The 25,224-nt window shown below is 70.3% G+C and carries 22 protein-coding genes; 18 read left to right on the top strand and 4 right to left on the bottom strand.

The window, feature by feature from the left end; all coding sequences use genetic code 11:
- Positions 1–9 precede the first annotated feature (9 nt).
- Positions 10–414, top strand: a complete 405-nt coding sequence (locus tag G6N23_RS11910) for an Rv2175c family DNA-binding protein (RefSeq protein WP_085262746.1) — start codon at positions 10–12, stop codon at positions 412–414.
- 17 nt (positions 415–431) lie between these two features.
- Here the strand turns inward: G6N23_RS11910 and G6N23_RS11905 are convergent, their stop codons facing one another.
- Together G6N23_RS11905 and idsA2 are read right to left on the bottom strand one after the other, a co-directional pair.
- On the bottom strand, positions 432–1,946 hold the full coding sequence (locus tag G6N23_RS11905; protein WP_085262745.1) for an alpha-(1->6)-mannopyranosyltransferase A: 1,515 nt from the start codon (positions 1,944–1,946) through the stop codon (positions 432–434).
- A gap of 14 nt (positions 1,947–1,960) precedes the next feature.
- Positions 1,961–3,010, bottom strand: coding sequence for a bifunctional (2E,6E)-farnesyl/geranyl diphosphate synthase (gene idsA2, locus G6N23_RS11900; protein WP_173675064.1), 1,050 nt, complete (start codon positions 3,008–3,010; stop codon positions 1,961–1,963).
- A gap of 268 nt (positions 3,011–3,278) precedes the next feature.
- Between idsA2 and G6N23_RS11895 the strand changes: the two genes are divergently transcribed.
- Positions 3,279–4,184: a mycobacterial-type methylenetetrahydrofolate reductase gene (locus G6N23_RS11895; protein WP_085262744.1), complete on the top strand. Its 906-nt coding sequence runs from the start codon at positions 3,279–3,281 to the stop codon at positions 4,182–4,184.
- Positions 4,185–4,193: 9 nt separating this feature from the next.
- Here the strand turns inward: G6N23_RS11895 and G6N23_RS11890 are convergent, their stop codons facing one another.
- Positions 4,194–4,898, bottom strand: a complete 705-nt coding sequence (locus G6N23_RS11890) for an LppM family (lipo)protein (protein ID WP_095173835.1) — start codon at positions 4,896–4,898, stop codon at positions 4,194–4,196.
- Positions 4,895–5,536 (bottom strand): GNAT family N-acetyltransferase, encoded by a 642-nt coding sequence (locus G6N23_RS11885; protein WP_085262743.1) that lies wholly within the window; start codon positions 5,534–5,536, stop codon positions 4,895–4,897. The genes G6N23_RS11890 and G6N23_RS11885 overlap by 4 nt, the downstream gene beginning before the upstream one ends.
- A gap of 230 nt (positions 5,537–5,766) precedes the next feature.
- On the opposite strand from G6N23_RS11885, the gene G6N23_RS11880 reads away from it, so the two are divergent.
- The 16 genes from G6N23_RS11880 to G6N23_RS11805 all read left to right on the top strand — a co-directional run bounded on the left by G6N23_RS11880 (position 5,767) and on the right by G6N23_RS11805 (position 25,163).
- The gene (locus G6N23_RS11880; protein ID WP_085262742.1) at positions 5,767–6,165 is read left to right on the top strand and encodes an SCO2097 family morphological protein; all 399 of its coding nucleotides are present in this window, start codon (positions 5,767–5,769) and stop codon (positions 6,163–6,165) included.
- 295 nt (positions 6,166–6,460) lie between these two features.
- A complete protein-coding gene (gene mraZ / locus G6N23_RS11875) occupies positions 6,461–6,892 on the top strand; it encodes a division/cell wall cluster transcriptional repressor MraZ (RefSeq protein WP_085262741.1) in 432 nt (143 codons plus the stop codon).
- Positions 6,867–8,030 carry a 16S rRNA (cytosine(1402)-N(4))-methyltransferase RsmH gene (gene rsmH / locus G6N23_RS11870; protein ID WP_085262740.1) on the top strand — a complete coding sequence of 388 codons (1,164 nt, stop codon included), beginning with the start codon at positions 6,867–6,869 and terminating at the stop codon, positions 8,028–8,030. The genes mraZ and rsmH overlap by 26 nt, the downstream gene beginning before the upstream one ends.
- Positions 8,027–9,070 carry a cell division protein FtsL gene (locus G6N23_RS11865; protein ID WP_407938329.1) on the top strand — a complete coding sequence of 348 codons (1,044 nt, stop codon included), beginning with the start codon at positions 8,027–8,029 and terminating at the stop codon, positions 9,068–9,070. The genes rsmH and G6N23_RS11865 overlap by 4 nt, the downstream gene beginning before the upstream one ends.
- Entirely contained in the window at positions 9,067–11,082 is a 2,016-nt protein-coding gene (locus G6N23_RS11860; protein WP_085262739.1) for a peptidoglycan D,D-transpeptidase FtsI family protein, read from the top strand. Before G6N23_RS11865 ends, G6N23_RS11860 begins: the two co-directional genes overlap by 4 nt.
- A 565-nt stretch (positions 11,083–11,647) precedes the next feature.
- On the top strand, positions 11,648–13,165 hold the full coding sequence (locus G6N23_RS11855; protein WP_085262737.1) for a UDP-N-acetylmuramoyl-L-alanyl-D-glutamate--2,6-diaminopimelate ligase: 1,518 nt from the start codon (positions 11,648–11,650) through the stop codon (positions 13,163–13,165).
- Complete coding sequence (locus G6N23_RS11850; RefSeq protein WP_085262736.1) at positions 13,162–14,670, top strand: UDP-N-acetylmuramoyl-tripeptide--D-alanyl-D-alanine ligase; 1,509 nt, start codon at positions 13,162–13,164, stop codon at positions 14,668–14,670. The genes G6N23_RS11855 and G6N23_RS11850 overlap by 4 nt, the downstream gene beginning before the upstream one ends.
- Positions 14,667–15,746: a phospho-N-acetylmuramoyl-pentapeptide-transferase gene (mraY, locus tag G6N23_RS11845; protein WP_085262735.1), complete on the top strand. Its 1,080-nt coding sequence runs from the start codon at positions 14,667–14,669 to the stop codon at positions 15,744–15,746. The genes G6N23_RS11850 and mraY overlap by 4 nt, the downstream gene beginning before the upstream one ends.
- Before the next feature lie 13 nt (positions 15,747–15,759).
- Positions 15,760–17,202, top strand: coding sequence for a UDP-N-acetylmuramoyl-L-alanine--D-glutamate ligase (murD, locus tag G6N23_RS11840; RefSeq protein ID WP_085262784.1), 1,443 nt, complete (start codon positions 15,760–15,762; stop codon positions 17,200–17,202).
- Positions 17,203–17,216: 14 nt separating this feature from the next.
- A complete protein-coding gene (gene ftsW, locus G6N23_RS11835) occupies positions 17,217–18,704 on the top strand; it encodes a putative lipid II flippase FtsW (protein WP_275991493.1) in 1,488 nt (495 codons plus the stop codon).
- 88 nt (positions 18,705–18,792) lie between these two features.
- Positions 18,793–19,857, top strand: coding sequence for an undecaprenyldiphospho-muramoylpentapeptide beta-N-acetylglucosaminyltransferase (gene murG / locus G6N23_RS11830; RefSeq protein ID WP_372508923.1), 1,065 nt, complete (start codon positions 18,793–18,795; stop codon positions 19,855–19,857).
- Positions 19,854–21,338, top strand: coding sequence for a UDP-N-acetylmuramate--L-alanine ligase (gene murC / locus G6N23_RS11825; protein WP_085262732.1), 1,485 nt, complete (start codon positions 19,854–19,856; stop codon positions 21,336–21,338). Before murG ends, murC begins: the two co-directional genes overlap by 4 nt.
- A gap of 47 nt (positions 21,339–21,385) precedes the next feature.
- Positions 21,386–22,273: a cell division protein FtsQ/DivIB gene (locus G6N23_RS11820; protein WP_234808739.1), complete on the top strand. Its 888-nt coding sequence runs from the start codon at positions 21,386–21,388 to the stop codon at positions 22,271–22,273.
- A 229-nt stretch (positions 22,274–22,502) separates the two neighbouring features.
- Positions 22,503–23,666, top strand: a complete 1,164-nt coding sequence (gene ftsZ / locus G6N23_RS11815; protein WP_085262730.1) for a cell division protein FtsZ — start codon at positions 22,503–22,505, stop codon at positions 23,664–23,666.
- Between the two features lie 17 nt (positions 23,667–23,683).
- Positions 23,684–24,391: a peptidoglycan editing factor PgeF gene (gene pgeF, locus G6N23_RS11810; RefSeq protein ID WP_085262729.1), complete on the top strand. Its 708-nt coding sequence runs from the start codon at positions 23,684–23,686 to the stop codon at positions 24,389–24,391.
- Between the two features lie 118 nt (positions 24,392–24,509).
- Positions 24,510–25,163 (top strand): cell division protein SepF, encoded by a 654-nt coding sequence (locus tag G6N23_RS11805; RefSeq protein WP_085262783.1) that lies wholly within the window; start codon positions 24,510–24,512, stop codon positions 25,161–25,163.
- Positions 25,164–25,224 lie beyond the last annotated feature (61 nt).

Below are 25,224 nucleotides of genomic sequence, written 5' to 3'. Positions count from 1 at the left end.
ACTCATGTCGTGAGCAGCATTCCGGCCGCCGAAGACGTCCTCGAGCCCGACGAACCCACCTTCGACCTGCCCCGGGTCGCTGAGATGCTGGGGGTTCCCGTCACCAAGGTGCACCAGTATCTGCGCGACAACCATCTGGTGGCGGTGCGGCGCGACGGTGTGCTGCTGGTCCCACAGGTGTTCTTCACCGCGGACGGGGACGTCGTCAAGAGCCTGCCGGGGCTGCTGGCGGTGCTCCACGACGGCGGCTACCAGCGGACCGACATCGTGCGCTGGCTGTTCACCCCGGACCCGTCGCTGTCGTTGACCCGCGACGGTGTGCGCGAGGCGGTCTCCAACGCCCGCCCGATCGACGCACTGCACGCTCACCAGGCGCGTGAGGTGATGCGCCGGGCGCAGGCCATGGCCTATTGACCCCTGGCCTGCCGGCCTCAGGCGCCCGGAGCTGCCTCGACGGCTTTCGACAGCCGGTACCAGGCGAACACCGCACAGGCCGTCGCGGCGATCACGTGCAGCCAGGAGTACATGCCGTGCGAGCCGTCCGGTTTGAAGATCACCATGATCCAGGTCGAGGCCGCGGCGATCGCGGCGATCGCCGCCGGTGAGCGGACCAGGGTGGCCGCCACCGCCAACGGCCAGGTGTAGTACCAGGGCAGTGCCGCCGGCACGAAGAGCACCACGATGAGCATGGCCCAGGCGATCCCCGCCACCGCGGTGCGATCGTCGCGGCGGGACCGCCACCACAGCATCGGCAGCAGCAGCGCGATCACCACGATCCCGCTGATCCGGGTGATGTGCAGCACCGCGTAGAAGTTCACCGGCGCGATCAGTCCGCCGGCGGCGTGGATCAGGTTGGCGGCCGCGGTCGGCACGGTGAGCCAGTTGATGATCTTGACGTTGCCGGCCAGCAGTGCGGTCAGCCAGCCCAGACCTACCCCCGCCAGGCTCGACAGCACCGCGAAGACGGCCACGACGATCAGGGTGGAGATGCCCGCCGCGGTCGTGAACGCCCTCGCCGACCGGTAGCCGCGGTGTTCCCGCAGCCGGCGCATCCACACCCACACCAGAAACGGCAATGCGATGACGGCGGTGGCCTTCACGGCCGCGGCCAGGGCCACCAGCGTGATCCCGGCCAGGTGGCGGCGCTCCAGGGTCAAGGCGATCGCGGCCATCACCAGGCCCACCATCAGCATCTCGTTGTGGACCCCACCCATCAGATGGATGATCACCAGCGGGTTGAGCACCGCGAGGAACAGTGCCGCCGGGGCCGTGCCCCCGACCCGGCGGGCCACCCGCGGCGCGGCCCAGATCAACAGCGCCAGACCGGGCAGCATGCACAACCGCAACACCATGGTGCCGACCACCACGTTGTCGCCGACCAGGATCGTCACGAGCTTGGCGACCAGGATGAACGCGGGGCCGTAGGGCGCCGTCGTGGCCGACCAGATCGGGCTGACGTCGTCGAGCAGCGGGTTGGGGTTGTAGACCGGGCCGACCTGGTACGGGTCGAAACCGTCGCGCAGCAGCGCCCCCTGGGCCAGGTAGGAGTAGGTGTCGCGGCTGAACACCGGAACCGAGGCCAGCAGCGGTGCCAGCCAGAAACCGGTGGTGGCGATCAGCGTGTATTCGGTTACCGTGCCGTTGATCACCCGCCGGCCCAGGCCCAGCCACGCCGCCAGCATCACCGCGACCCCGGCCCACAGCAGCACCGATGACAGCACCAGGCCGTGGCCGAAGCGCAGCCAGGACAGGTGCAGTGACTCCAGCAGCGGGTCCTGGATCCGGGTGCTGCCGGCCCCCAGACCGCCCAGGGTGATCAGCGTCGCGCCCAGACAACCGCGCCATGCCGCTCCGGCCTGCTCGCTGGCGGCGAACCGCCGCAGCCGGGAGCGGGCGTCGGCGCGATCGGTGGGCACGGTCGGGACCGGTGGGGTGGGGGTGGGCATCGGCGCTCCGGTCCTCAGGCGGACCGGTCGGTGACGAGGCGGGCCAGGTCGGTCAGTCCGGCTTTGGCGACCTCGTCGATCGGGGCGGCCGCCAGCGCGGCCATGGCGCGGCGGGTCAGCACGTCGATACGGTCCTCGACGGCGGCCAGGGCACCCACCGCCTCGATCACGCCGCACAGCTCACGGACTTGCGCATCGGTCAGTGCGGTGCCGAGCGACATGCGTAACCGCTTGGCCGCCAACGAATCCGACTTGTCGGCCAGTTCCACCGCCTCGGCTACCAGCACGGTGCGCTTGCCTGAGCGCAGGTCGTCACCCGACGGTTTGCCGGTCACCGCGGGATCACCGAACACGCCCAGCACATCGTCGCGCAGCTGGAACGCCACGCCGAGGTCGGTGCCCAGTTCGTGGAACAGGGCCTGGATGTCGGGCCGGTCGGCCGCCGCGGCGGCCCCCAGTTGCAGCGGGCGCACCACGGTGTAGGAGGCGGTCTTGTAGGTGTTGACCGCCATCGCCGAGGCGATCGACTCGACACCGCTGGCCTCGGCGACGATGTCGAGGTACTGCCCGCCCAGCACCTCGGTGCGGATGTCCGACCAGACCCGCCGCACCCGGCGCTGCGCATCGGCGGGGAGGCCGGCGCCGGCGACGATGTCGTCGGCCCAGACCAGTGCCAGATCTCCGAGCAGAATGGCGGCCGATACCCCGAATTGTTCGGGCGCGCCCCGCCATCCGCGACTGCGGTGCAGCTCCGCGAATTTATGGTGGGTGGTCGGGCTGCCGCGGCGGGTCGCCGACGCGTCGATCACGTCGTCGTGCACCAGCGCACAGGCGTGCAGCAGCTCCAGTGCCGAGAACAGCAGCAGCTCCTCATCGCTGGCATCCCGGCCGGTGATGGCTCGCCAACCCCAGTAGGCGAACGCCGGACGGACCCGCTTGCCGCCGCTGAGCACGAACTCCTCCAGGCCGGTGATCAGGCCCTGGTAGTCATCGCCCATGTAGGCGGTGTCGGTACGGCGGATGCGCAGGTAGGAGCGCAACTGCTCGGTTACCGCGCCGGCCAACTCGACGGCCGACGGTGCGGTTGCTGCTGGTGCCTCGAAGCTCAGCGCGCGCCCCTTTCTGACTCGGCCCGGGCCGGGACCCCCGGCTTGCATTCAGCGTAGAGTGTGCCACCACGCCCGGGGGGGACTCAGGCAGGCGGCGCTCACGCGAGGTCGATAGGCTCAGCGTTTGCGCCCAACTCGGCCGTACTGCCGTTCCTGTCCCCCTGCGGAGGGCCGGCGAAGCCGGCCCGCGGCTCGTTGACCGCCTTCGATGAGGAGCCCCCTGGTGACCTTGAATACCGTCGCACTAGAGCTTGTCCCGCCGAACCTGGACGGCGGAGACCAGCAGGCCGGCGAAAAGGCTCGCGAGGACGCCCACAAGGTGCTGCGGTTCGCGGCCGAAGCCGGTATCGAAGGCCGGATCCGGCACATCCTGATGCCGAGCATGATCGCCGAGGAGGATGACCGCCCGGTCGAGATGAAGCCCAAGCTCGACGTGCTGGACTTCTGGCGGGCCCTCAAGCCCGAGCTGCCGGGCATGGCCGGGTTGTGCACCCAGGTCACCGCGTTCTCCGACGAGCCGGCGCTGCGCGACCGGCTCAACGATCTGACCGCGGCCGGCATCGATGGTGTCGTCTTCGTCGGCGTCCCCCGCACCATGGCTGACGGCGAGGGCTCCGGCGTGCCGCCCACCGACGCGCTGGCGATCTTCCGCGACGAGGTGCCCAACCGCGGTGTCATCCTGATCCCCACCCGCTCCGACGAGATCGGCCGGTTCAACTTCAAATGCGAACGTGGCGCGACGTTCGGGCTGACCCAGCTGTTGTACTCCGACGCGATCGTGCCGTTCTTGACCGAGTTCGCACAGCACAGCGACGCGCGCCCGGAGATCCTGCTGTCCTTCGGTTTCGTCCCGACGTTCGAGAACAGGGTCGGGCTGATCGACTGGCTGATTCAGGATCCCGGCAACGCGGCGGTGGCGGCCGAGCAGGACTTCGTCAAGACACTGTCCGGCAGTGAACCCGAGCAGCGGCGCAAGCTGATGCTCGACCTCTACAAGCGGGTCATCGACGGTGTCGCCGATCTCGGCTTCCCGCTCAGCATTCACCTGGAGGCGACTTACGGGGTATCCGCGGCCGCATTCACGACCTTCGCGCAGATGCTGGACTACTGGTCGCCGGAGACGCCCTGAGCGGATGCCTCAGTTGTCGTCCGGGGTGCGCACCCGCGGTGAGCGGTCCCGGCCCTGCCAGGCCATCAGCGCCACCACTCCGGCCGCGACGAACGTCGACAACACCAGCCACAAAGCGGCGTGCCCGAACGATCGGGTGCTGGGATCGGTGTAGCGCGCCTGCGCGGTCATGGTGCTCACCACGCCGGGCTTGAGGCGCCACTGCACCGTGTCGTCGCCGATGCGTTCGCCGTTGGTGGAGGTCACCTCGCCGGGGAACGCGACGCTCAATTCGACGTCGGCCTCCGGGTCGCTGAGCGAGGTGAGATCCACCCGGCCCTCGAGGATCACCAGGTTGCCGGCGCGGCGCAGCGCCAGGTTCACCCCGGCCGCATCGCGGTTCATCTCGGCCAGCTGCGGCAGTTCGGCGAAGGTCAGGTCGGAGAACACCGCTTGGGAGCCGACGTAGCCGTCCCTGTTGTAGCCGGAGATCGCGATCTTCTGGGCGAACGGCAGGTCGGCGTTGAGCCGAGGGCCGGTGTCGTTGTCGTTGCGGGGCTTGGCCGCTGCGACGATCTGACCCGAGACCTTGTCGTCGGGGGAGACGGTGATGGAGGCCTTGATGCGCACGCACCCGACGGTGAGCGGAGCGGTGATGAGCAACAGCCCCAGCAGGGCCAGCAGTCGGCGGTACGTGGTGAGCCGGGGTGAACGCCGAACATGCACGGACGTCATCGTGCCAGACCGGCCGGGCTCCGCGCTGCCGATGTCTGCTCCAGCGGCAGTGTTCGTCCCAGGATCGCGAACGGCCGGGGGTCACCGGCGAAGTGGTGACCGCGGATGACGTCGATGAAACCCAGCCGGCGGTACAGCCGCCAGGCCCGGTTGCCTTCGCCGCTGATCTCCGGTGTGGAGAGCAGCACGTTGGCCTCGGCCCGCCCGGCGAGCAGCCGCCGCGCCAGCGCCTCGCCCAGGCCGTTGCCCTGCGACTGCGGCATCACGTGCAACTCGGTCAGTTCGAAGTAGCTGGTCATCAGGCTCGAGATGTCGGGGCGGGGCAGCCCGCGGCGCTGCAGGCCCAGCACCACCTGCTGCTGCCACCACTGGTCGGGTGCTCCGCAGTAGCCGTAGGCGATTCCCAGCAGCTCAGCGCCGCCCAGCCGCGCCGGTGCGAGGCCGCCTTCACCGGTCTCCCCGCACTCCAGGGCGGCCACCGCCTGCCAGCCGCGGCGGCGGGTGTGATCCAGCCACATCGCGGCGCGGTGGTTCTCGGTGCCCGGCGGGTAGCCCATCGCGGTGACGTACACCCGCAGCGCATCCCCGAGACGGTTCGCCATGTCATGTGGCGACAGGTCGATGAGCAATGTCGCCAACGTGCGGGTTCCTCTCCGGGTCGGTAGTGGGGCGCGCCGTACCCTATTATCCGGTTTCGGTTCGCGGACGTCGGCGGTTGTGGATCGGCATCGTCGGACCGCGGCTACAATCAGCTGAGGAAGCCTGTGGTACACCGCAGGTCGACCTCGTATTATCAGTAGTAGTTGCCCGCACAGTCCGTATCCAGCCGTGGGCAGTGATGTGAGCGGCCGTCGGCAAGGAGGGACGAATGCCACTCTCCGATCATGAACAGCGCATGCTCGATGAGATCGAGAGCGCCCTCTACGCCGAGGACCCGAAGTTCGCTTCCAGCGTTCGTGGCGGTGCTCTGCGTACCCCGACCACCCGGCGGCGGGTGCAAGGTATGGCACTGTTCTTGATCGGGCTGGTGATGTTGGTCTCCGGAATCCCCTTCTATGCGACGGTCAATCCCGGGTTCCTGATCCTGAGCGTGTTGGGCTTCGTGGTGATGTTCGGGGGCGTGGTCTTCGCCATCACCGGGAATCACGCCGCCGCGGCCCGTGACGCGGCCAAGGCGGGTGGGAACCAGCAGCGTCGGATCAAGGGCGGCAGCGGTACGTTCGCCAGCCGCATGGAGGACCGGTTCCGCCGACGCTTCGAGCCGTGACCTGGCGCGTTTGAGGTGAGAGGGCAGCCGATCGGCTGCCCTTTTTCATGCGCGTAGCGTGCCGGCCTCCGATGCTCGTGCCTCCTGCCGAGCGATCGGCCCCACTTCGCCCCACTTCTCTTTGGCCCGGCTGATCAGGGCGTTTTCTGACGTCGCTGGGTGCTGACGGGCCCGCCGGGCCGAAAATTCGCCGATCGAGTGGGGAAAGGGGGCGATGACAGCCCTATAAATGGTGCGGAGTGGGTGAATGTGGGGTATTGTGGGCTAACGTTGTCGACTGGGTGGGAGGTGGCCGGTGTTTCTCGGCACCTACACGCCCAAGCTCGACGACAAGGGGCGGCTCACACTGCCCGCGAAGTTTCGCGACGCGCTGGCAGGAGGGTTGATGGTCACCAAGAGCCAGGATCACAGCCTGGCCGTGTACCCCCGGGCAGAGTTCGAGCAGCTGGCCCGCCGCGCGGCCAAGGCGTCGCGCAGCAACCCGGAGGCGCGGGCGTTCCTGCGTAACCTGGCAGCCGCCACCGACGAGCAGCATCCCGACGGCCAGGGTCGGATCACCTTGTCGCCGGACCACCGGCGCTACGCCAACCTCTCCAAGGAATGCGTGGTCATCGGATCGGTCGACTACCTCGAGATCTGGGACGCGCAGGCCTGGAGCGACTACCAGCAGACCCATGAAGAGAACTTCTCCGCGGCCAGCGATGAAGCACTCAGCGACATCATCTGAGGCGCCCGCCCGTGCCTCGTGGCCTCTGTCCGAACCGGCCCTGACGTACTTCCCCAACGTCAGGTCCGCGCCGTCGGGCAGGGACCTCGAGGCAGGGGCCCGGCGCTGCCACTCGAGGGGAGGTGTCGCAGTGGCCGAGCAGGGCGAATTCGGGCATGTGCCGGTACTGCTGGAGCGCTGCGTGGAACTGCTGGCCCCCGCGCTGACTCGGCAATCACCCGACGGTCGGGGCGCCACCCTCGTCGATGCGACCCTCGGGGCCGGCGGGCACACCGAACGCTTCCTGACCGAATTCCCCGGCCTGCGGGTCATCGGCCTCGACCGGGACACCACCGCGCTCGACATCGCCGGCGCCCGGCTGGCTCGTTTCTCCGATCGGCTGAGCATGGTGCACACCCGTTACGACGGGATCAGCGCCGCACTGGCCGAATCCGGTTTGTCCGCAACGGCGTCGGCCGACGGGGTGCTGTTCGACCTCGGCGTTTCGTCGATGCAGCTCGACCGGGCGGAGCGGGGTTTCTCCTACGCCCAGGACGCCCCACTGGACATGCGGATGGACCCGGAGGCCGAACTGACGGCCGCGGACATCATCAACACCTACGACGCGGCGGCGCTGACGGACATCCTGCGCCGCTTCGGCGAGGAACGCTTCGCATCCCGGATCGCCGCGCACATCGTCCGCCGCCGGGCGCAGACACCGTTCACCTCGACGGGGGAGCTGACCGCCCTGCTCTACGAGGCCATTCCGGCGCCGGCCCGGCGCACCGGGGGGCATCCGGCCAAACGGACCTTCCAGGCGCTGCGCATCGCGGTCAACGGCGAACTGGACTCGCTGCGCGATGCCCTTCCGGCGGCCCTGAACGCCCTGGCGGTGGGCGGGCGTATCGCGGTGATGTCCTACCAATCGCTGGAGGACCGCATCGTCAAGCAGTTGTTCGCCGCGGTGACCACGTCGCGCACGCCGGTCGACCTGCCGGTCGAGTTGCCCGGCGACCAACCGAGTTTCACCACATTGACGCGGGGCGCCGAACGGGCCCAACCGGATGAGATCGAGCGCAACCCGCGGGCCGGGTCGGTGCGGCTGCGGGCCGTGCAGCGGGTTGCGGACGGGCCGATTGCGGCATCGAGGGGGGATTGATGGCGACCAAGCGCATTCCTGCGCCGCGGCACGGCGACCGCCGCCGGAGCCCCGAGGGCAAGACCCGTACCGGGCCGCGCCGCTCGAACGAGGCGCCGCAGTCGCGGCGTTCGCGCCGGCAGCACGGGACCGCGCCCGCGCCGGGGCGTGAATCGCGGCCGCGGTCGGGTCCGCAGACGGCGGCGCAACCGCGCCCCGCTGCCCGGCCGGTGCCGCCGAAGAACACCAAGCAGGCGAAGGCGCGAGCCAAGGCGCGAAAGGCCAAGGCGCCCAAGGTAGTGCGTGTACCACTGCGCGAACGGCTGATTGCCAGGCTGGCGTCGGTCGACCTGCGGCCGCGCACGCTGGCGGCCAAGGTTCCGTTCGTCGTGTTGATCATCGGCTCGCTGGGAATCGGCCTGGGTATCACCCTGTGGCTGTCGACGGATGCCGCCGAGCGCTCATATCAGCTGGGCAATGTCCGGGAACGCAACCGCGTCCTGATGCAGCAGAAAGAGGCGCTCGAGCGTGACGTGCTGACCGCCGAGTCCGCGCCGGCACTGGCCGAGGCGGCTCGCGAGCTGGGGATGATCCCGACCCGCGACACCGCGCATCTGGTCCAGGACCCGGCCGGCAACTGGGTGGTGGTCGGCGTGCCCAAGCCGGCCGACGGTGCGCCGCCGCCCCCACTGAACACCAAGCTGCCCGACGACCGGCCGGCGACGCCGCCCGTCGAGGTCCCGGTCCGGGTGCCGCCCGCCGGACCGAAGCTGGACAGCCGGCATCTGCCCGGCGCCGGTTCGCCCACTCCGGCCGCGCCCGCTCCGGCTGCACCCGGTGGGCCGCTGATCATTCCGGGCCTTCCGGGAATGCCCGGCCTGCCCGGTGCGCCACTGTCCGGGCCGCCTCCGGGTCCGGTGCTCGATCTCCCGCCCGTGACGCTGCCACCGGAGGCCGCCCTGCCACCGTTCACGGTGCCGCCCGAGGCCGCGCTGCCGCCGCAGTCCGCGCCGCCACCGGAGGCCCTGGCGTCGCCGGTGGTCCCGGGAGCCGCGCGATGAGACGGCCGTCGCGGCGGACCGGCCCGGCGCGACGCGCCGACGGCTCCATCAGAGCCGGCCGGGTGACCAAACCCGCCAAACCCGCCAAACCCGCCAAGCAGACCAAGCAGGCCAAGCAGGCCAAACCCGGTAAGTCGCCCAAAGTGACCCAGGCAGCGGGACATTCAGCCCGCGACCGTCGCACCCGGCCGGCCACCGAACTGGGTCTGCGCAGCGCGTCGTTCGTCTTCCGGCACCGCACCGGCAACGCCGTCATCTTCCTGGTGCTGGCCCTCGCAGCGGCGCAGCTGTTCTATCTGCAGGTCCCGCGGGCGTCGGGGCTGCGTGCCGAGGCCGCCGGACAGCTCAAGGTCACCGATGTCCAACAAGCCATGCGTGGCGACATCATCGACCGCACCGGCGACAAGCTGGCGTTCACCATCGAGGCCCGGGCCTTGACCTTCCAGCCGATCAAGGTCGGCAAGCAACTCGAAGAAGCCAAGAAGAAGAATGCCGCCGCGCCCGATCCACAGCACCGGCTGCAGGAGATCGCCAAGGAGATCGCCGGTCGGCTCGGTAACAAGCCGGACGCCGCGACGCTGCTGAAGAAGCTGCGCAGCAACGAGACGTTCGTCTATCTGGCCCGCGCCGTCGAGCCGGCGCTGGCCGAGGCGATCACCGACAAGTGCCCCGAAGTCGGCAGCGAGCGTCAGGACCTGCGGCAGTACCCGGGTGGGTCGTTGGCGGCCAACATCATTGGCGGTATCGACTGGGACGGCCACGGCCTGTTGGGCCTCGAGGACTCGATGGACGCCGTGCTGGCCGGCACGGACGGTTCGATCACCTACGACCGCGGCTCCGACGGGGTGGTGATCCCGGGCAGCTACCGCAATCGTCACCGGGCCGTCAACGGGTCGACGATCCAGCTCACCCTCGACGATGACATCCAGTTCTACGTCCAGCAGCAGGTTCAGCAGGCCAAGAACGTCTCCGGCGCCCGCAATGTCAGCGCGGTGGTGCTCGACGCCAAGAGCGGCGAGGTACTGGCGATGGCCGGCGACAACACCTTCGACCCGTCCCAGGACATCGGGCGCCAGGAGGACCGGCAGCTCGGCAATCCAGCGGTGTCGACGCCGTTCGAGCCCGGCTCGGTGAACAAGATCATCACCGCCGCCTCGGTCATCGAGTACGGACTGAGCAACCCCGATGAGGTTCTGCAGGTCCCCGGTTCGATCAACATCGCCGACGTCACCGTCAGCGACGCCTGGGAGCACGGCGTCGCGCCGTACACCACGACCGGGATCTTCGGTAAGTCCTCCAATGTCGGAACCCTGATGCTGGCACAGCGGGTGGGACCGCAGCGTTGGTTCGAGATGCTGGAGAAGTTCGGTCTGGGGCAGCGCACCGGCGTGGCACTTCCCGGCGAGAGTGCCGGTGTGGTTCCGCCGGTCGATCAGTGGTCGGGCAGCTCGTTCGCCAACCTGCCCATCGGTCAAGGCCTTTCGATGACACTGCTGCAGATGGCCGGCATGTACCAGGCCGTCGCCAACGACGGGCTGCGGATCCCGCCGCGGATCATCAAGGCGACCATCGCCCCCGACGGCAGCCGCACCGAGGAACCTCGCCCGGAGGGTGTGCGGGTCGTTTCCGAGCAGACCGCGGCGACCGTGCGCAACATGCTGCGTTCGGTGGTGCAGCGCGACCCGACCGGCGTCCAACAGGGCACCGGCTGGCAGGCCGCGGTCGACGGCTACCAGATCGCCGGAAAGACCGGAACCGCCCAGCAGATCAACTCCGCCTGTGGCTGCTACTACGACGACGTCTACTGGATCACCTTCGCCGGGATAGCGCCCGCGGACAACCCGCGCTATGTCATCGGCCTGATGATGGACAACCCGCATCGCGCCGCGGACGGATCACCGGGGACCTCGGGGGCGCCGCTGTTCCACAACATCGCCGCCTGGTTGCTGCAGCGCCACAACGTCCCGCTGTCGCCCGACCCCGGACCGCCGTTCGTTCTGCAGGCCCTGTAGCCGTTGGCGACCTGACAGAAATTGAGCCCGGGGAACACATGCTCGATAGACCGAAGTCCGGAAAAATCGACGTGATTCCTCGTTACGGGCATCGATTCCGGGGTTATCGTTCCGGCATCGCCGGATAAAGGCTGCCGGCGCCGAAAGAAAGGGTCGATGATGGCCCGACAAGCAATTGCGAACGGTAAGCGAGTTCCGGCGGTTCTCGCGGCTGCGACCGGCATCGTTGCCGTGGGGTTGCTCGGCACTCCCGTCGCGAGCGGACATGGGTATGAACCCGGCGTCTCGGGTGGATATCAGGCCAGTGCCTGCTTCATCAACACAAAGACCGGAGCCTGCGAGGACGTGCCGGACCCCACCAAGTACGGCTGTCCGCCAGGGGATTTCAAGTGCATGTTTGATTCCATGCCGCCTCCTTCCTCCGGCTCGGACAGCTGATCGGCGAACGCCACCGCGCTGTCACTGCCCGCCTGGGTAGTCTCAGGTCCGGTCCTGACGACCCGGCCGCAGCGGATGGAGGTGATCGGCGGTGTCTGCCGCAATTCGCCCTGATGTCGGCGACGGAATGCCGCTGCCGGCGCTGGCCGCCCGGATCGGGGCGGTCGCGGCAACCGGTGAGGTGGTGCCGGAGCTGGCGATCACCGGGCTGACCCTGCGCGCCCAGGACGTCCAACCCGGAGACCTGTTCGCGGCGCTGCCCGGCGCGACGACCCACGGTGCGCGGTTCGTGGCCGAGGCGGTTGCCCGTGGTGCGGCGGCGGTGCTCTCCGACGGTGCGGGGGCCCGCGAGATCGCCGACAGCGCAATGGCGCCCGATACTCCCGTGCTGGTTCATCCGGATCCCCGCACAGTGCTCGGCGAACTGGCCGCAGAGGTCTACCGGCATCCCTGCGAGCGGCTCACGGTCATCGGGATCACCGGGACCGCCGGAAAGACCACCACCACCTATCTGGTCGAGGCCGGGTTGCGGGCCGCCGGTCGAACCGCCGGACTCATCGGCACCGTGGGCGTCCGCATCGACGGCGTCGATCTGCCCAGCGCGCTGACCACCCCCGAGGCCCCGGCGCTGCAGGCGCTGCTGGCGGTGATGGCCGAGCGCGGGGTGGATACCGTGGTGATGGAGGTGTCCAGCCACGCGCTGACGCTGGGCCGGGTCGACGGCACCCGCTTCGCGGTCGGCGCGTTCACCAACCTGTCCCGCGACCACCTGGACTTCCACCCGACCATGGCGGACTACTTCCAGGCCAAGGCCCGATTGTTCGACCCGGCGTCGCCCCTGCACGCGGCCACGGCGGTGGTCTGTGTGGACGACGAGGCCGGCGAGGCGATGGCGGCGCGCGCGACGGCGCCGATCACCGTCAGCGCGACCGGCAGGCCGGCGCAGTGGGGCATCGAGCGGTCCGACACCGAAACCGCCGGACCCGCCGGCGCACAATTCGTGGCGGTCGACCCGGCCGGCGTGCGCCATCCGGTCGGCATCGGGCTGCCCGGCGACTACAACGTCGCCAATTGTCTTGTGGCGCTGGCGATACTCGACGCGGTGGGGGTGTCGCCGGAGCAGGCGGCCCCCGGCCTGCGCGACGCCCGGGTGCCGGGCCGAACGGAGCCGGTCGACCGCGGCCAGGACTTCCTGGCGCTGGTCGACTACGCGCACAAGCCGGGCGCGCTGGCCGCGGTGCTGGCGACCCTGCGCCAGGACCTGCGCGACACCACCGGGCGGCTGGCCGTGGTGTTCGGCGCCGGCGGCGACCGCGACCACGGCAAGCGCGGCCCGATGGGCCGGATCGCCGCGGACTCCGCCGACCTGGTCGTCGTCACCGACGACAACCCCCGGGGAGAGGACCCGGCCGACATCCGGCGGGCGATTCTGGCCGGTGCCGCCGACGGCCCCGCCGAGGTGATCGAGATCGGTGACCGGCGGGCCGCGATCGAGCACGCGGTGCGCTGGGCTCGGCCGGGCGATGTGGTGCTGGTCGCCGGTAAAGGCCACGAGACCGGGCAGACCGCCGGCGGGCGAACCCAGCCCTTCGACGACCGCATCGAGCTGGCCCAGGCGCTGGAAGCGCGCGAGGAGCACCGGTGATCGCGCTGACCGTCGCGGAGATCGCCGCGATCGTCGGTGGCCGGCTCGCCGATATCTCACCGGAGCAGGCCGCCCGGACCACCGTCAGCGGGACGGTGGAGTTCGACTCCCGGCGCGTCACGCCCGGCTCGCTGTTCCTGGCGTTGCCCGGGGCGCGTGCCGATGGCCACGACCACGCCGGCGCGGCGGTGGCCGCCGGCGCGGTAGCGGTGCTGGCCGCCCGCCCGGTCGGGGTGCCGGCGATCGTGGTGAGCCCGGCGGAACCGGCATCGGCCAGTCGGTCGGGCGCGCTCGAACACGACGACGCCGTCGGGTCCGGTGCCGCGGTGCTGGCTGCGCTGGCCGACCTCGCCGCGGCGGTGTCGGCGGTGTTGGTGGGCAAGGGACTGACGATCATCGGGGTCACCGGCTCGTCGGGCAAGACCTCCACCAAGGACATGCTGGCCGCGGTGCTGGCGCCGCTGGGACAGGTGGTGGCCCCACCCGGGTCGTTCAACAACGAGCTGGGGCATCCCTGGACCGTGCTGCGGGCCGACGAGAACACCGACTTCCTGGTGCTGGAACTCTCAGCACGGCGCCGCGGCAACATCGCGGCGCTGGCCGCCATCGCGCCGCCGCAGATAGCGGTGGTGCTCAACGTCGGGACCGCGCACCTGGGCGAGTTCGGTTCCCGCGAAGCGATCGCCGAGACCAAAGCCGAGCTGGCCCAAGCTGTTCCGGAATCCGGCGTGGTGATCCTCAACGTCGATGACCCGGCGGTGGCCGCGATGGCCGACAAGACCGCTGCGCGGGTGCTGCGGGTCAGCCGCGCGGCCCGCGCCGACGTTTGGGCCGGGGCGGTGGTGCTCGACGCGCTGGCCCGCCCGCGCTTCACCCTGCACGCGGGCGACGTCCAGACCGAGCTGCAGCTCGGGGTGTCCGGGGACCACCAGGTCTCCAACGCACTGTGTGCGGCCGCGGTCGCGCTGGAGTGCGGCGCCACCGGCGCGCAGGTGGCCGCCGCGCTGGCCGGCGCCGGGCCGGTCTCGCGGCACCGGATGCAGGTCAGCACCCGCTCGGACGGGGTGACGGTGATCGACGACGCCTACAACGCCAACCCGGATTCGATGCGGGCCGCACTGCAGGCGCTGGCCTGGATCGCCCGTGGCGAGGATCCGGCGATGCCGAACCGGCGCAGCTGGGCGGTGCTCGGGGAGATGGCTGAGCTGGGCGAGGACGCGATATCCGAGCATGACCGCATCGGGCGGCTCGCGGTGCGCTTAGATGTGTCTCGTCTCATTGTCGTCGGAGTAGGGAGATCGATGGGCGCGATGCACCATGGCGCGGTCATGGAGGGATCCTGGGGCGCCGAGGCGACCGCGGTGGCCGACGTCGACGCCGCCCTCGCCCTGTTGCGCGCCGAACTGCGGCCCGGCGACGTGGTGTTGGTCAAGGCCTCGAACTCCGCCGGGTTGACCACCTTGGCCGACGCTCTGCTCAGCGACGATGCAGGAGATCGCGGATGATAATGACCCTCGTCGCGGCCGGTGTCGCGCTGCTGGTCGCGATCCTGCTGACCCCGGTGCTGATCGGGCTGTTCACCAAACAGGGGTTCGGCCAGGAGATCCGCGAGGACGGCCCACCCAGCCATCAGACCAAACGCGGCACCCCGTCGATGGGCGGTGTGGCGATCGTGGCCGGGATCTGGGCCGGCTACCTGACCGCTCAGCTGGCCGGGCTGGTGTTCTACGGCACCGGGCCGACAGCGTCCGGGCTGCTGGTGCTGGGACTGGCCACCGCACTGGGCGCAGTCGGTTTCGTCGACGACCTGATCAAGATCCGCCGGTCGCGCAACCTGGGCCTGAACAAGACCGCCAAGACCGTCGGGCAGGTGACCGCGGCGACGCTGTTCGGTCTGCTGGTGCTCGGTTTCCGCAACGGCTCCGGCCTGACCCCGGGCTCCCAGCAGCTGTCCTATGTGCGTGAGATCGCCACGGTCACACTGCCCGCGGCGGTCTTCGTGCTGTTCGTCATCCTGATCGTCAGCGCCTGGTCGAACGCGGTCAACTTCACCGACGGCTTGGACGGGTTGGCCGCCGGGGCCATGGCGATGGTCAGCGCCGCCTACGTGTTGATCACCGTGATGCAGCATCGCAACGCCTGTGCCAGCGCGCCCGGGCTGGGCTGCTACAACGTCCGCGATCCGCTGGACCTGGCGCTGATCGCCGCCGCGACCGCCGGCGCCTGCATCGGGTTTTTGTGGTGGAACGCCGCACCGGCCAAAATCTTCATGGGCGACACCGGGTCGCTGGCGTTGGGCGGGGTGATCGCCGGGCTGTCGATCACCACCCGCACCGAGATCCTCGCGGTGGTGCTCGGGGGGCTCTTCGTCGCCGAGATCACCTCGGTCGTCGTGCAGATCCTGGCGTTTCGCAGCACCGGCCGCCGGGTGTTCCGAATGGCGCCGTTCCATCATCACTTCGAGCTGGCCGGTTGGGCCGAGACCACCGTGATCATCCGGTTCTGGCTGCTGACGGCCATCGCCTGCGGATTGGGCGTCTCCATGTTCTACGGCGAGTGGTTCACCGCGGTCGGCGGCTGAGGTGCTGAGTGTGCTGGAGCCCGGTGCGCGGGTGCTTGTCGCCGGCGCCGGGGTGACCGGCCGGGCGGTGCTGGGCGCGTTGGCGCCGCTGGGACTGGAGCTGACGCTCTGTGACGACGATCCCGCCGCGTTGCTCCGGTACGCCGAGTTCACGACGCTGAGCCCGGCCCAGGCCGCGTCGCGGATCGCCGACTACGCGCTGGTGGTCACCAGCCCCGGGTTTCCGCCCGGCACGCCGGTGCTGTCCGCCGCGGCCGGCGCCGGCGTGCCGATCTGGGGCGACGTCGAATTGGCCTGGCGGCTCGACGCGGCCGGGCACTACGGACCACCGCGGCGTTGGCTGGTGGTGACCGGCACCAACGGCAAGACCACCACGACGTCGATGCTGCACGCCATGCTGTCCGCGGCGGGCCGAAGCGCCCGGTTGTGCGGCAACATCGGCAGCCCGGTGCTGGACGTGTTGGGGGAGCCGGCCGAGCTGCTGGCCGTGGAGTTGTCCAGTTTCCAGTTGCACTGGGCGCCGTCGCTGCGTCCGGAGGCGGGCGCGGTGCTCAACATCGCCGAAGACCACCTGGACTGGCACGGCGGCATGGCCGCCTACACCGCCGACAAGGCGCGCGCGCTGGCCGGCCGGGTGGCGGTGGTCGGCATGGACGACGCCCGCGCGGCTGCGCTGCTGGGTGCGGCCTCCGCCCCGGTGAAGGCAGGTTTCCGGCTCGGTGAGCCGGGGGCCGGCGAGATCGGGGTCGTCGAGGGCATGTTGGTCGATCGTGCCTTCGCCGACGGGGTGGTGCTGGCGCCGGTGTCGTCCATACCGGTGCCCGGACCGGTCGGAACGCTGGACGCGCTGGCCGCCGCCGCACTGGCCCGCAGCGTGGACGTGCCGCCCGCGGCGATCGCGCAGGCGCTGGCGTCGTTCCAGGTCGGCCGGCACCGCGCCGAACTGGTCGTGGTCGCCGACGGCATCAGCTACATCGACGACTCCAAGGCCACCAACCCGCACGCGGCCGAGGCGTCGGTGCTGGCCTACCCGCGGGTGGTCTGGGTGGCCGGTGGGTTGCTCAAGGGCGCCTCGATCGATGCGACGGTCGCCAGGATCGCCGGTCACCTGGCCGGGGCGGTGTTGATCGGGCGCGATCGTGCCGCGGTTGCCAAGGCGTTATCACGACACGCACCGGATGTCCCCGTCGTACACGTTGTGACAGGCGAGGATATTGATATGGGTGATACTGCCGTGTCTCCAGTTACTCGTGTGACGCAAGTAGCTGATAGGTCCGATGAGCCGCTGAGCTCCCGCGTGATGACGGCGGTGGTGGCCGCCGCCCGCAGCCTGGCCCGGCCCGGCGACACCGTACTGCTGGCCCCGGCGGGGGCATCGTTCGACCAGTTCTCCGGGTACGCCGCCCGGGGCGATGCGTTCGCGGCCGCCGCGCGATCCGCGGCAGGGTCGGTGTGATCGGCGTGCTCGGCCTGCTGGACCGGCTGCGGCGGCGCGATGCTGCATCCGACGGCGCGGACGCCACCGCAGAGGCCACCGCCGAAAAACCGGCCAAGACCGAACCGCGCACCCGATTCGGCGCGTGGCTGGGCCGCCCGATGACCTCGTTTCACCTGATCGTCGCCATCGCCGCGTTGCTGACCACGCTCGGGCTGATCATGGTGCTGTCCGCCTCGGGGGTGGAGTCCTACGGTGCCGACGGCTCGGCGTGGCGGATCTTCGGCAAGCAGGTGCTCTGGACGGTGATCGGGTTGTTCGGGTGCTACGTGGCGCTGCGGATGCCGGTACGGTTCATGCGCCGCACGGCTTTTGCCGGCTACGCGTTCACCATCGTGTTGCTGGTGTTGGTGCTGATCCCCGGCATCGGCACCCTGTCCAACGGCTCCCGGGGCTGGTTCGTCGTCTACGGCTTCTCCATGCAGCCCTCCGAACTGGCCAAGATCGCGTTCGCCATCTGGGGAGCACACCTGTTGGCGGCCCGGCGCATGGAGCGGGCGTCGCTGGGCGAGATGCTGGTCCCGCTGGTACCGGCCGCAGGGGTCGCACTGGTGCTGATCGTGGTCCAGCCCGACCTGGGGCAGACGGTTTCGCTGGGCATCATCCTGCTGGCGCTGCTGTGGTATGCCGGCCTGCCGTTGCGGGTCTTCATCTCGTCGCTGGCGGCCATCGTCGCCGCCGCCGCGATCATGGCGGTGACCGAGGGCTACCGTTCCGACCGGGTGCGGTCCTGGCTGGACCCCGACGCCGACGTGCAGGGCGCCGGCTATCAGGCCCGGCAGGCCAAGTTCGCGCTGGCCAACGGTGGGATCTTCGGCGACGGACTGGGCCAGGGCACCGCGAAGTGGAACTATCTGCCCAACGCGCACAACGACTTCATCTTCGCGATCATCGGTGAGGAGCTCGGCTTCATCGGCGGATTCGGGCTGCTGGCACTGTTCGGCCTGTTCGCCTACACCGGCATGCGCATCGCCAAGCGCTCCGCCGACCCGTTCCTGCGGCTGCTGACCGCCACCACCACCATGTGGGTGATCGGCCAGTCGTTCATCAACGTCGGCTACGTGATCGGGCTGCTGCCGGTCACCGGAATCCAGCTGCCGCTGATATCTGCTGGTGGAACCTCCACGGCAACAACGCTGTTCATGATCGGCATCATGGCCAACGCAGCACGCCACGAGCCGGAGGCCGTCGCCGCGCTGCGCGCCGGCGCCGACGACCGGATGAACCGGATCCTGCGGCTGCCGCTGCCGGAGCCCTACACCCCGACCCGGATCGAGGCGCTGCGCGACCGGCTGCGGTCCCGGCCGCAACCGGCCGGACGCCAGCGGGGCAACGGCCGGGCACCGGCCCGGTCGACCGGACGGCGGAGCGCGGGCCGCGCAGGGCAAAATGGAGGCGGCCGGCGACACGCCAGCCCGCGCCCGAACGGCGGGCGCGCCCGCGCATTGGAAGGTCAGCGTTAGGGGAGTGAACGACTCGGTCAGCAAGCCGGACCGCGCGATATCGGTTGTCCTGGCCGGCGGCGGTACCGCCGGCCACGTCGAACCCGCGATGGCCGTCGCCGATGCGCTGCGCACCTTGGACTCGCGCGTCCGGATCACCGCCCTGGGCACCGCCCGCGGCCTGGAGACCAGGCTGGTGCCCGCGCGCGGTTACGACTTGGAGTTGATCACCCCGGTGCCGTTGCCCCGCAAGATCAACGCCGACCTGGTCCGGTTGCCGCTGCGGGTGCTGCGGGCCGTCCGGGAGACCCGGGCGTTGCTGCGCGCCGTCCAGGCCGACGTGGTGATCGGCTTCGGCGGCTACGTGTCGCTGCCGGCGTACCTGGCCGCGCGGGGCATCGGCAGGGGCCGGGTCCCGGTGGTGATCCATGAGGCCAACGCCCGCGCCGGGCTGGCCAACCGGATCGGGGCGCGGGGGGCGCAGCGGGTGCTCTCGGCCGTCGCCGATTGCGGGCTGGCGCACCCGGAGGTGGTCGGGGTGCCGGTCCGCGCGGCGATCACCACGCTGGACCGGTCGGCGCTGCGGGCAACGGCTCGCGCCCACTTCGGCTTCGCCGACGATGCCCGGGTGCTGCTGGTGTTCGGCGGCTCGCAAGGTGCCCGGTCGATCAACCAGGCCGTGGCCGGGGCAGCCAAACACCTTGCCGCTGCCGGGGTTTCGGTGCTGCATGCGCACGGGCCGAAGAACACCCTGGACCTCCCTCAGCCCGCCCACGGCGATCCGCCCTATGTCGCGGTGCCCTACCTGGACCGGATGGACCTGGCCTATGCCGCTGCCGACCTGGCGATCTGCCGATCCGGAGCGATGACGGTCGCCGAGGTATCGGCGGTCGGGCTGCCGGCGGTGTATGTGCCGTTGCCGATCGGCAACGGCGAGCAGCGGCTCAACGCGCTGCCGGTGGTCAACGCCGGCGGCGGGGTACTGGTCGACGACGCGGCGCTGACACCGGATTTCGTGGCCGGCACCGTCGCGGGAATGCTCACCGACGAGGCGCGGCTGGCGGCCATGACCAGCGCCGCCGCCCTGGCCGGACACCCCGAGGCCGCGCGACGGGTGGCTTCCGTCGCGCTGGATGTCGCAGTGGCCGCCCGGCGCTCCGGGAGTAGCGCATGAACGCCCAGCAGCTGCCGCCGGAGCTGAGCCGGGTGCACATGGTCGGTATCGGGGGAGCGGGCATGTCCGGTATCGCCCGCATCCTGCTGGACCGTGGCGGCCTGGTGTCGGGATCGGACGCCAAGGAATCGCGCGGGATTCACGCGCTGCGGGCCCGCGGTGCGCAGGTCCGGATCGGTCACGACGCCTCGGCCCTGGATTTGTTGCCCGGCGGCGTCACCACCGTGGTCACCACCCACGCGGCGATCCCCAAGACCAATCCCGAACTCGTCGAGGCACGCCGCCGCGGCATCCCGGTGGTGCTGCGGCCCGCGGTGCTGGCCAAGCTGATGGCCGGGCGCACCACCTTGATGGTCACCGGCACCCACGGCAAGACGACCACCACCTCGATGTTGGTGGTCGCGCTGCAACACTGCGGGCTGGACCCGTCGTTCGCGGTCGGGGGCGAGTTGGGTTCCGCCGGTGCCGAAGCCGGCACCAACGCCCACCACGGCAGCGGACCGTTCTTCGTCGCCGAGGCCGACGAGAGCGACGGCTCGCTGTTGGAGTACACCCCGAACGTGGCGGTGGTGACCAACGTCGAAGCCGATCACCTCGACTTCTTCGGCAGCCCCGAGGCCTACACGCAGGTGTTCGACGCTTTCGTGGAGCGCATCACGCCGGGCGGGGCGGTGGTGGTGTGTGTCGACGATCCCGGCGCCGCCGCGCTGGCTGATCGTACTGCGGCACAGGGCATCCGAGTGCTGCGCTACGGCACCGAGGCCCCCGGCGGGCAACAGCTGGCCGGGTCCCTGTTGAGCTGGGAGCAGCAGGGCACCGGTGCCGTCGCGGAGATCGCGCTGGCCGGATCGACCCACCGGGCGGCGATGCGGCTGGGGGTGCCGGGCCGGCACATGGCGCTCAACGCGCTGGGTGCGCTGTTGGCGGCGGTCGAGGTCGGCGCACCGTTGGACGCGGTGCTCGACGGCCTGGTCGGGTTCGACGGGGTGCGGCGCAGGTTCGAGTTGGTGGGCTCGGCCGGTAACGGCGATTCGGTGCGGGTCTTCGACGACTACGCGCACCATCCCACCGAGATCGCCGCGACGCTGACCGCCGTGCGCGCGCTGCTCGCCGAACGCGGGACCGGGCGCAGCCTGGTGGTATTCCAGCCGCATTTGTACTCGCGGACAAAGGCTTTCGCCGCCGAGTTCGGCCGCTCGCTGGACGGCGCCGACGAGGTCTTCGTGCTCGATGTCTACGGTGCGCGCGAGCAGCCGTTGCCCGGCGTGAGCGGGGCGAGTGTCGCCGAGCACGTGAGCGTGCCGGTGCACTATCTGCCGGATTTCGCCGCGGTGCCCGAAGTGGTGGCGACGGCCGCCGGGCCCGACGACGTGATCGTCACCATGGGCGCCGGCGACGTGACCGTGCTGGGCCCGGAGATCGTGACCGCGCTGCGGGCGCGGGCCGCCCGGACCTTTCCCGGCCGCCCGGGCGTGCTGTGACCGTTCCCCCCGAAACCCCCGACGTACCACCGGATGACCCGGTGGATATCGACGAGCCGCAGGCCGCCGAAGACGCCGTAGAACCCGAATCCGCCGAGAAACCCGAGGAGCCGGCGGAGGTCGAGGGCCCGCGGCGGCGGGCACGGCGGGAACGCGCCGAGCGGCGCGCCGCGCAGGCGCGCGCCGAGGCGATCGAGCAAGCCCGCCGGGAGGCCAAGCGGCGGCTGCGGGCCGGCTCCTCCGAGCCGGCCCGAGGTGTCCCGCGGGGTACCGTGCAAGGCCTGAAGATGGCGCTGGCCACATTTCTCGCGCTGGTCGTCGTCGTCGGGCTCGGGCTCATCCTGTACTTCACGCCGGTGATGGCGGTTCGCGACATCGAGGTGACCGGGATCGCGGCGGTGACGCGCGAAGAGGTGCTCGACGTCGCGAAGGTGCAGCTCGGCACCCCGCTGCTGCAGGTCGACACCGGCGGTGTCGCCGAGCGGGTCGCCGCGATCCGGCGGGTGGCCAGCGCCCGGGTGCAGCGGCAGTACCCGTCGGCCCTGGGTATTTCGGTGGTCGAGCGGGTCGCGGTGGTGTTCAAGGACTTTCCGGACGGTCCGCACCTGTTCGATCGGGACGGCGTCGACTTCGCGACGGCGCCGCCGCCGGGGATGCTGCCGATCTTCGATGTCGACAACCCCGGGCCGACGGACCCGGCCAGCCGGGCCGCGCTGCAGGTGATGACCGCGCTGGCCCCGGAGGTCGCCGGCCAGGTCGGCCGGGTGGCCGCCCCGTCGGTCGCCTCGATCACCCTGACGCTGATCGACGGCAGGGTGGTGGTCTGGGGCAACACCGATCGCACCGCGGAGAAGGCGCAGAAGCTGGCGGCGTTGCTCACCCAGCCCGGACACACCTACGACGTGTCCAGTCCGGACCTGCCCACCGTCCGCTAGCGCGGGCGGGCGGGGGATCAGCCCGAGCGCCAATAAAATTCGCCCGGCGTGTCTCGGCGCGTCGGCGCCGGTGACGGCCTCGGCGGCCCTACTGTGGCGGTTGCGTGGAACAACTTGACATAACTCTAAGCCTTTGGTTGAGGTTGAGGGTTTGCCGGAAGGCAGTACGGGGAGTTCTGCAGACAGGCCCCAGAGAGGAATCCAATCCCACCAGGGAGGAAGACGAACGATGACCCCACCGCACAACTATCTGGCCGTCATCAAAGTCGTGGGTATCGGTGGTGGCGGAGTCAACGCCGTCAATCGGATGATCGAACAGGGCCTCAAAGGCGTCGAGTTCATCGCGATCAACACCGACGCACAGGCATTGCTGATGAGCGACGCCGACGTCAAGCTCGACGTCGGCCGTGAGTCCACCCGCGGCCTCGGCGCCGGCGCCGACCCCGAAGTGGGACGTCGGGCCGCCGAAGACGCCAAGGACGAGATCGAGGAGCTGCTGCGCGGCGCCGACATGGTGTTCGTCACCGCCGGGGAGGGCGGCGGCACCGGCACCGGTGGCGCACCGGTGGTTGCCACCATCGCCCGCAAGCTCGGCGCGCTGACCGTCGGCGTGGTTACCCGGCCGTTCTCCTTCGAGGGCAAGCGGCGCGGCAACCAGGCGGAATTGGGCATCGCCGCGCTGCGGGAGAGCTGCGACACCCTGATCGTGATCCCCAACGACCGGCTGCTGCAGATGGGCGACGCCCAGGTCTCGCTGATGGACGCGTTCCGCAGCGCCGACGAGGTGCTGCTCAACGGCGTCCAGGGCATCACCGACCTGATCACCACCCCCGGGTTGATCAACGTCGACTTCGCCGACGTCAAGGGCATCATGAGCGGCGCGGGCACCGCGCTGATGGGTATCGGGTCGTCGCGGGGCGACGGCCGGGCGCTCAAGGCCGCCGAGATCGCGATCAACTCGCCGCTGCTGGAAGCCTCGATGGAGGGCGCCCAGGGCGTGCTGATGAGCGTCGCCGGCGGCAGCGACCTGGGTTTGTTCGAGATCAACGAGGCGGCCTCGCTGGTTCAGGACGCCGCTCATCCGGAGGCCAACATCATCTTCGGCACCGTGATCGACGACTCGCTGGGCGACGAGGTCCGGGTGACGGTGATCGCGGCGGGCTTCGACTCGGCCGGTTCGGGCCGCAAACCGGTGACCGGAAGCACCGGTCAGGCCCGGCACGCGGTGACCCCCGGGCAGGCCGGCAAGGTGACCTCGTCGCTGTTCGACCCGGTCGACGCGGTCAGCGTGCCCGCCCCCACCAATGGGGCGACGGTCAGCGTCGGCGGCCGCAACGGTGACGACGGCTGCGACGACGACGACGTCGACGTCCCGCCGTTCATGCGCCACTAGTTTCCGGGCTTCGGACGGTGACCTTTCGCGTCCGGCGGGTGACGACCACCCGGGCCGGCGGCGTCTCGATGGCTCCGTTCAACAGTTTCAACCTGGGCGATCACGTCGGCGACGACCCGGCCGCGGTGACGGCCAACCGGACCCGGCTGGCGTCGGCCATCGGACTCGGTCCCGACCGCCTGGTGTGGATGAACCAGGTGCACGGCGATCGCGTGGAGCTCGTCGACGGCCCCCGCGACACCGCTGTCGAGGCGACTGACGCGCTGATCACCGGCGTTCCCCGGCTGGCGGTGGTGGTGGTGACCGCCGACTGCGTGCCGGTGCTGATGGCCGATGCGCGCGCGGGGGTGGTCGGCGCGGTACACGCCGGGCGGGTCGGCGCCCAGCACGGCGTCGTGGCTCGCGCGTTGGAGGGCATGCTCGCGGCGGGAGCGCAGGTCGGCGACATCTCGGTTCTGCTGGGCCCGGCGGTCAGCAGGCCACACTACGAGGTGCCCGCGGCAATGGCCGACGAGGTCGAGGCGGCGTTGCCGGGCAGTCGCACGCTCACCTCGGCCGGTACGCCCGGACTGGATCTGCGAGCCGGAATCGCCAGGCAATTAAGGGAATTGGGTGTCAAGGCGATCGACGTCGACCCGCGATGCACGGCGGCCGACCCGAACCTGTTCAGCCACCGCCGCGACGGACGCACCGGCCGGCTCGCATCGCTGGTGTGGCTGGAATGAAACCGGTTGCGCCTGTCCGCGTGTCGTTGCGGGGCCAGCGCGCTCTAGGCCGTTACCGTCACCATAACTAGTCACTTCAGTCACACCTTCATCACAGTCATCAGAGAAGGGTCCAATGATGAGCACACTCCACAAGGTCAAGGCCTACTTCGGGATGGCTCCTATGGAGGACTACGACGACGACTACTACGACGACGGCGATGACCGCGCCTCGTCGCGCGACTACTCACCCCGCGGGGAGCGGTTCTCCGAGGACGTCTTCGACCGCGTCGCGGGCCGTTCCGATGGCCGCTACGACGACCGATTCGATGACCGCGACTATGACGAGGCTCCGGCCGGCTACCGGGGCGGCTACGACGACGACGTCCGCGACCCGCGGTATCGGCCGCGCGAGTTCGAACGCTCGCGCTTCGCCTCGCTGCGCGGCTCGACCCGCGGCGCCCTGGCGATGGACCCCCGCCGGATGGCGATGATGTTCGACGAGAGCAGCCCGCTGTCGAAGATCACCACGTTGCGCCCCAAGGACTACAGCGAGGCGCGCACCATCGGCGAGCGGTTCCGCGACGGCACACCGGTGATCATGGACCTGGTGTCGATGGACAACGCCGACGCCAAGCGGCTGGTGGACTTCGCGGCGGGCCTCGCCTTCGCGCTGCGCGGCTCGTTCGACAAGGTCGCGACCAAGGTCTTCCTGCTGTCGCCGGCCGACGTCGACGTGTCCCCGGAGGAGCGCCGCCGGATCGCCGAAACCGGCTTCTACGCCTATCGGTAGGCTGGGACGGCAGTCGGGCCGGTCAGCGCGATGCTGATGCGGGCACACCCTCGTCAGTAAG

This window comes from Mycolicibacter terrae, assembly GCF_010727125.1.
GTDB classification, from domain to species: Bacteria; Actinomycetota; Actinomycetes; order Mycobacteriales; family Mycobacteriaceae; genus Mycobacterium; species Mycobacterium terrae.
The sequence above is the reverse complement of the archived record's forward strand: the minus strand, read 5'-3'. Positions and strand labels throughout refer to the sequence as shown.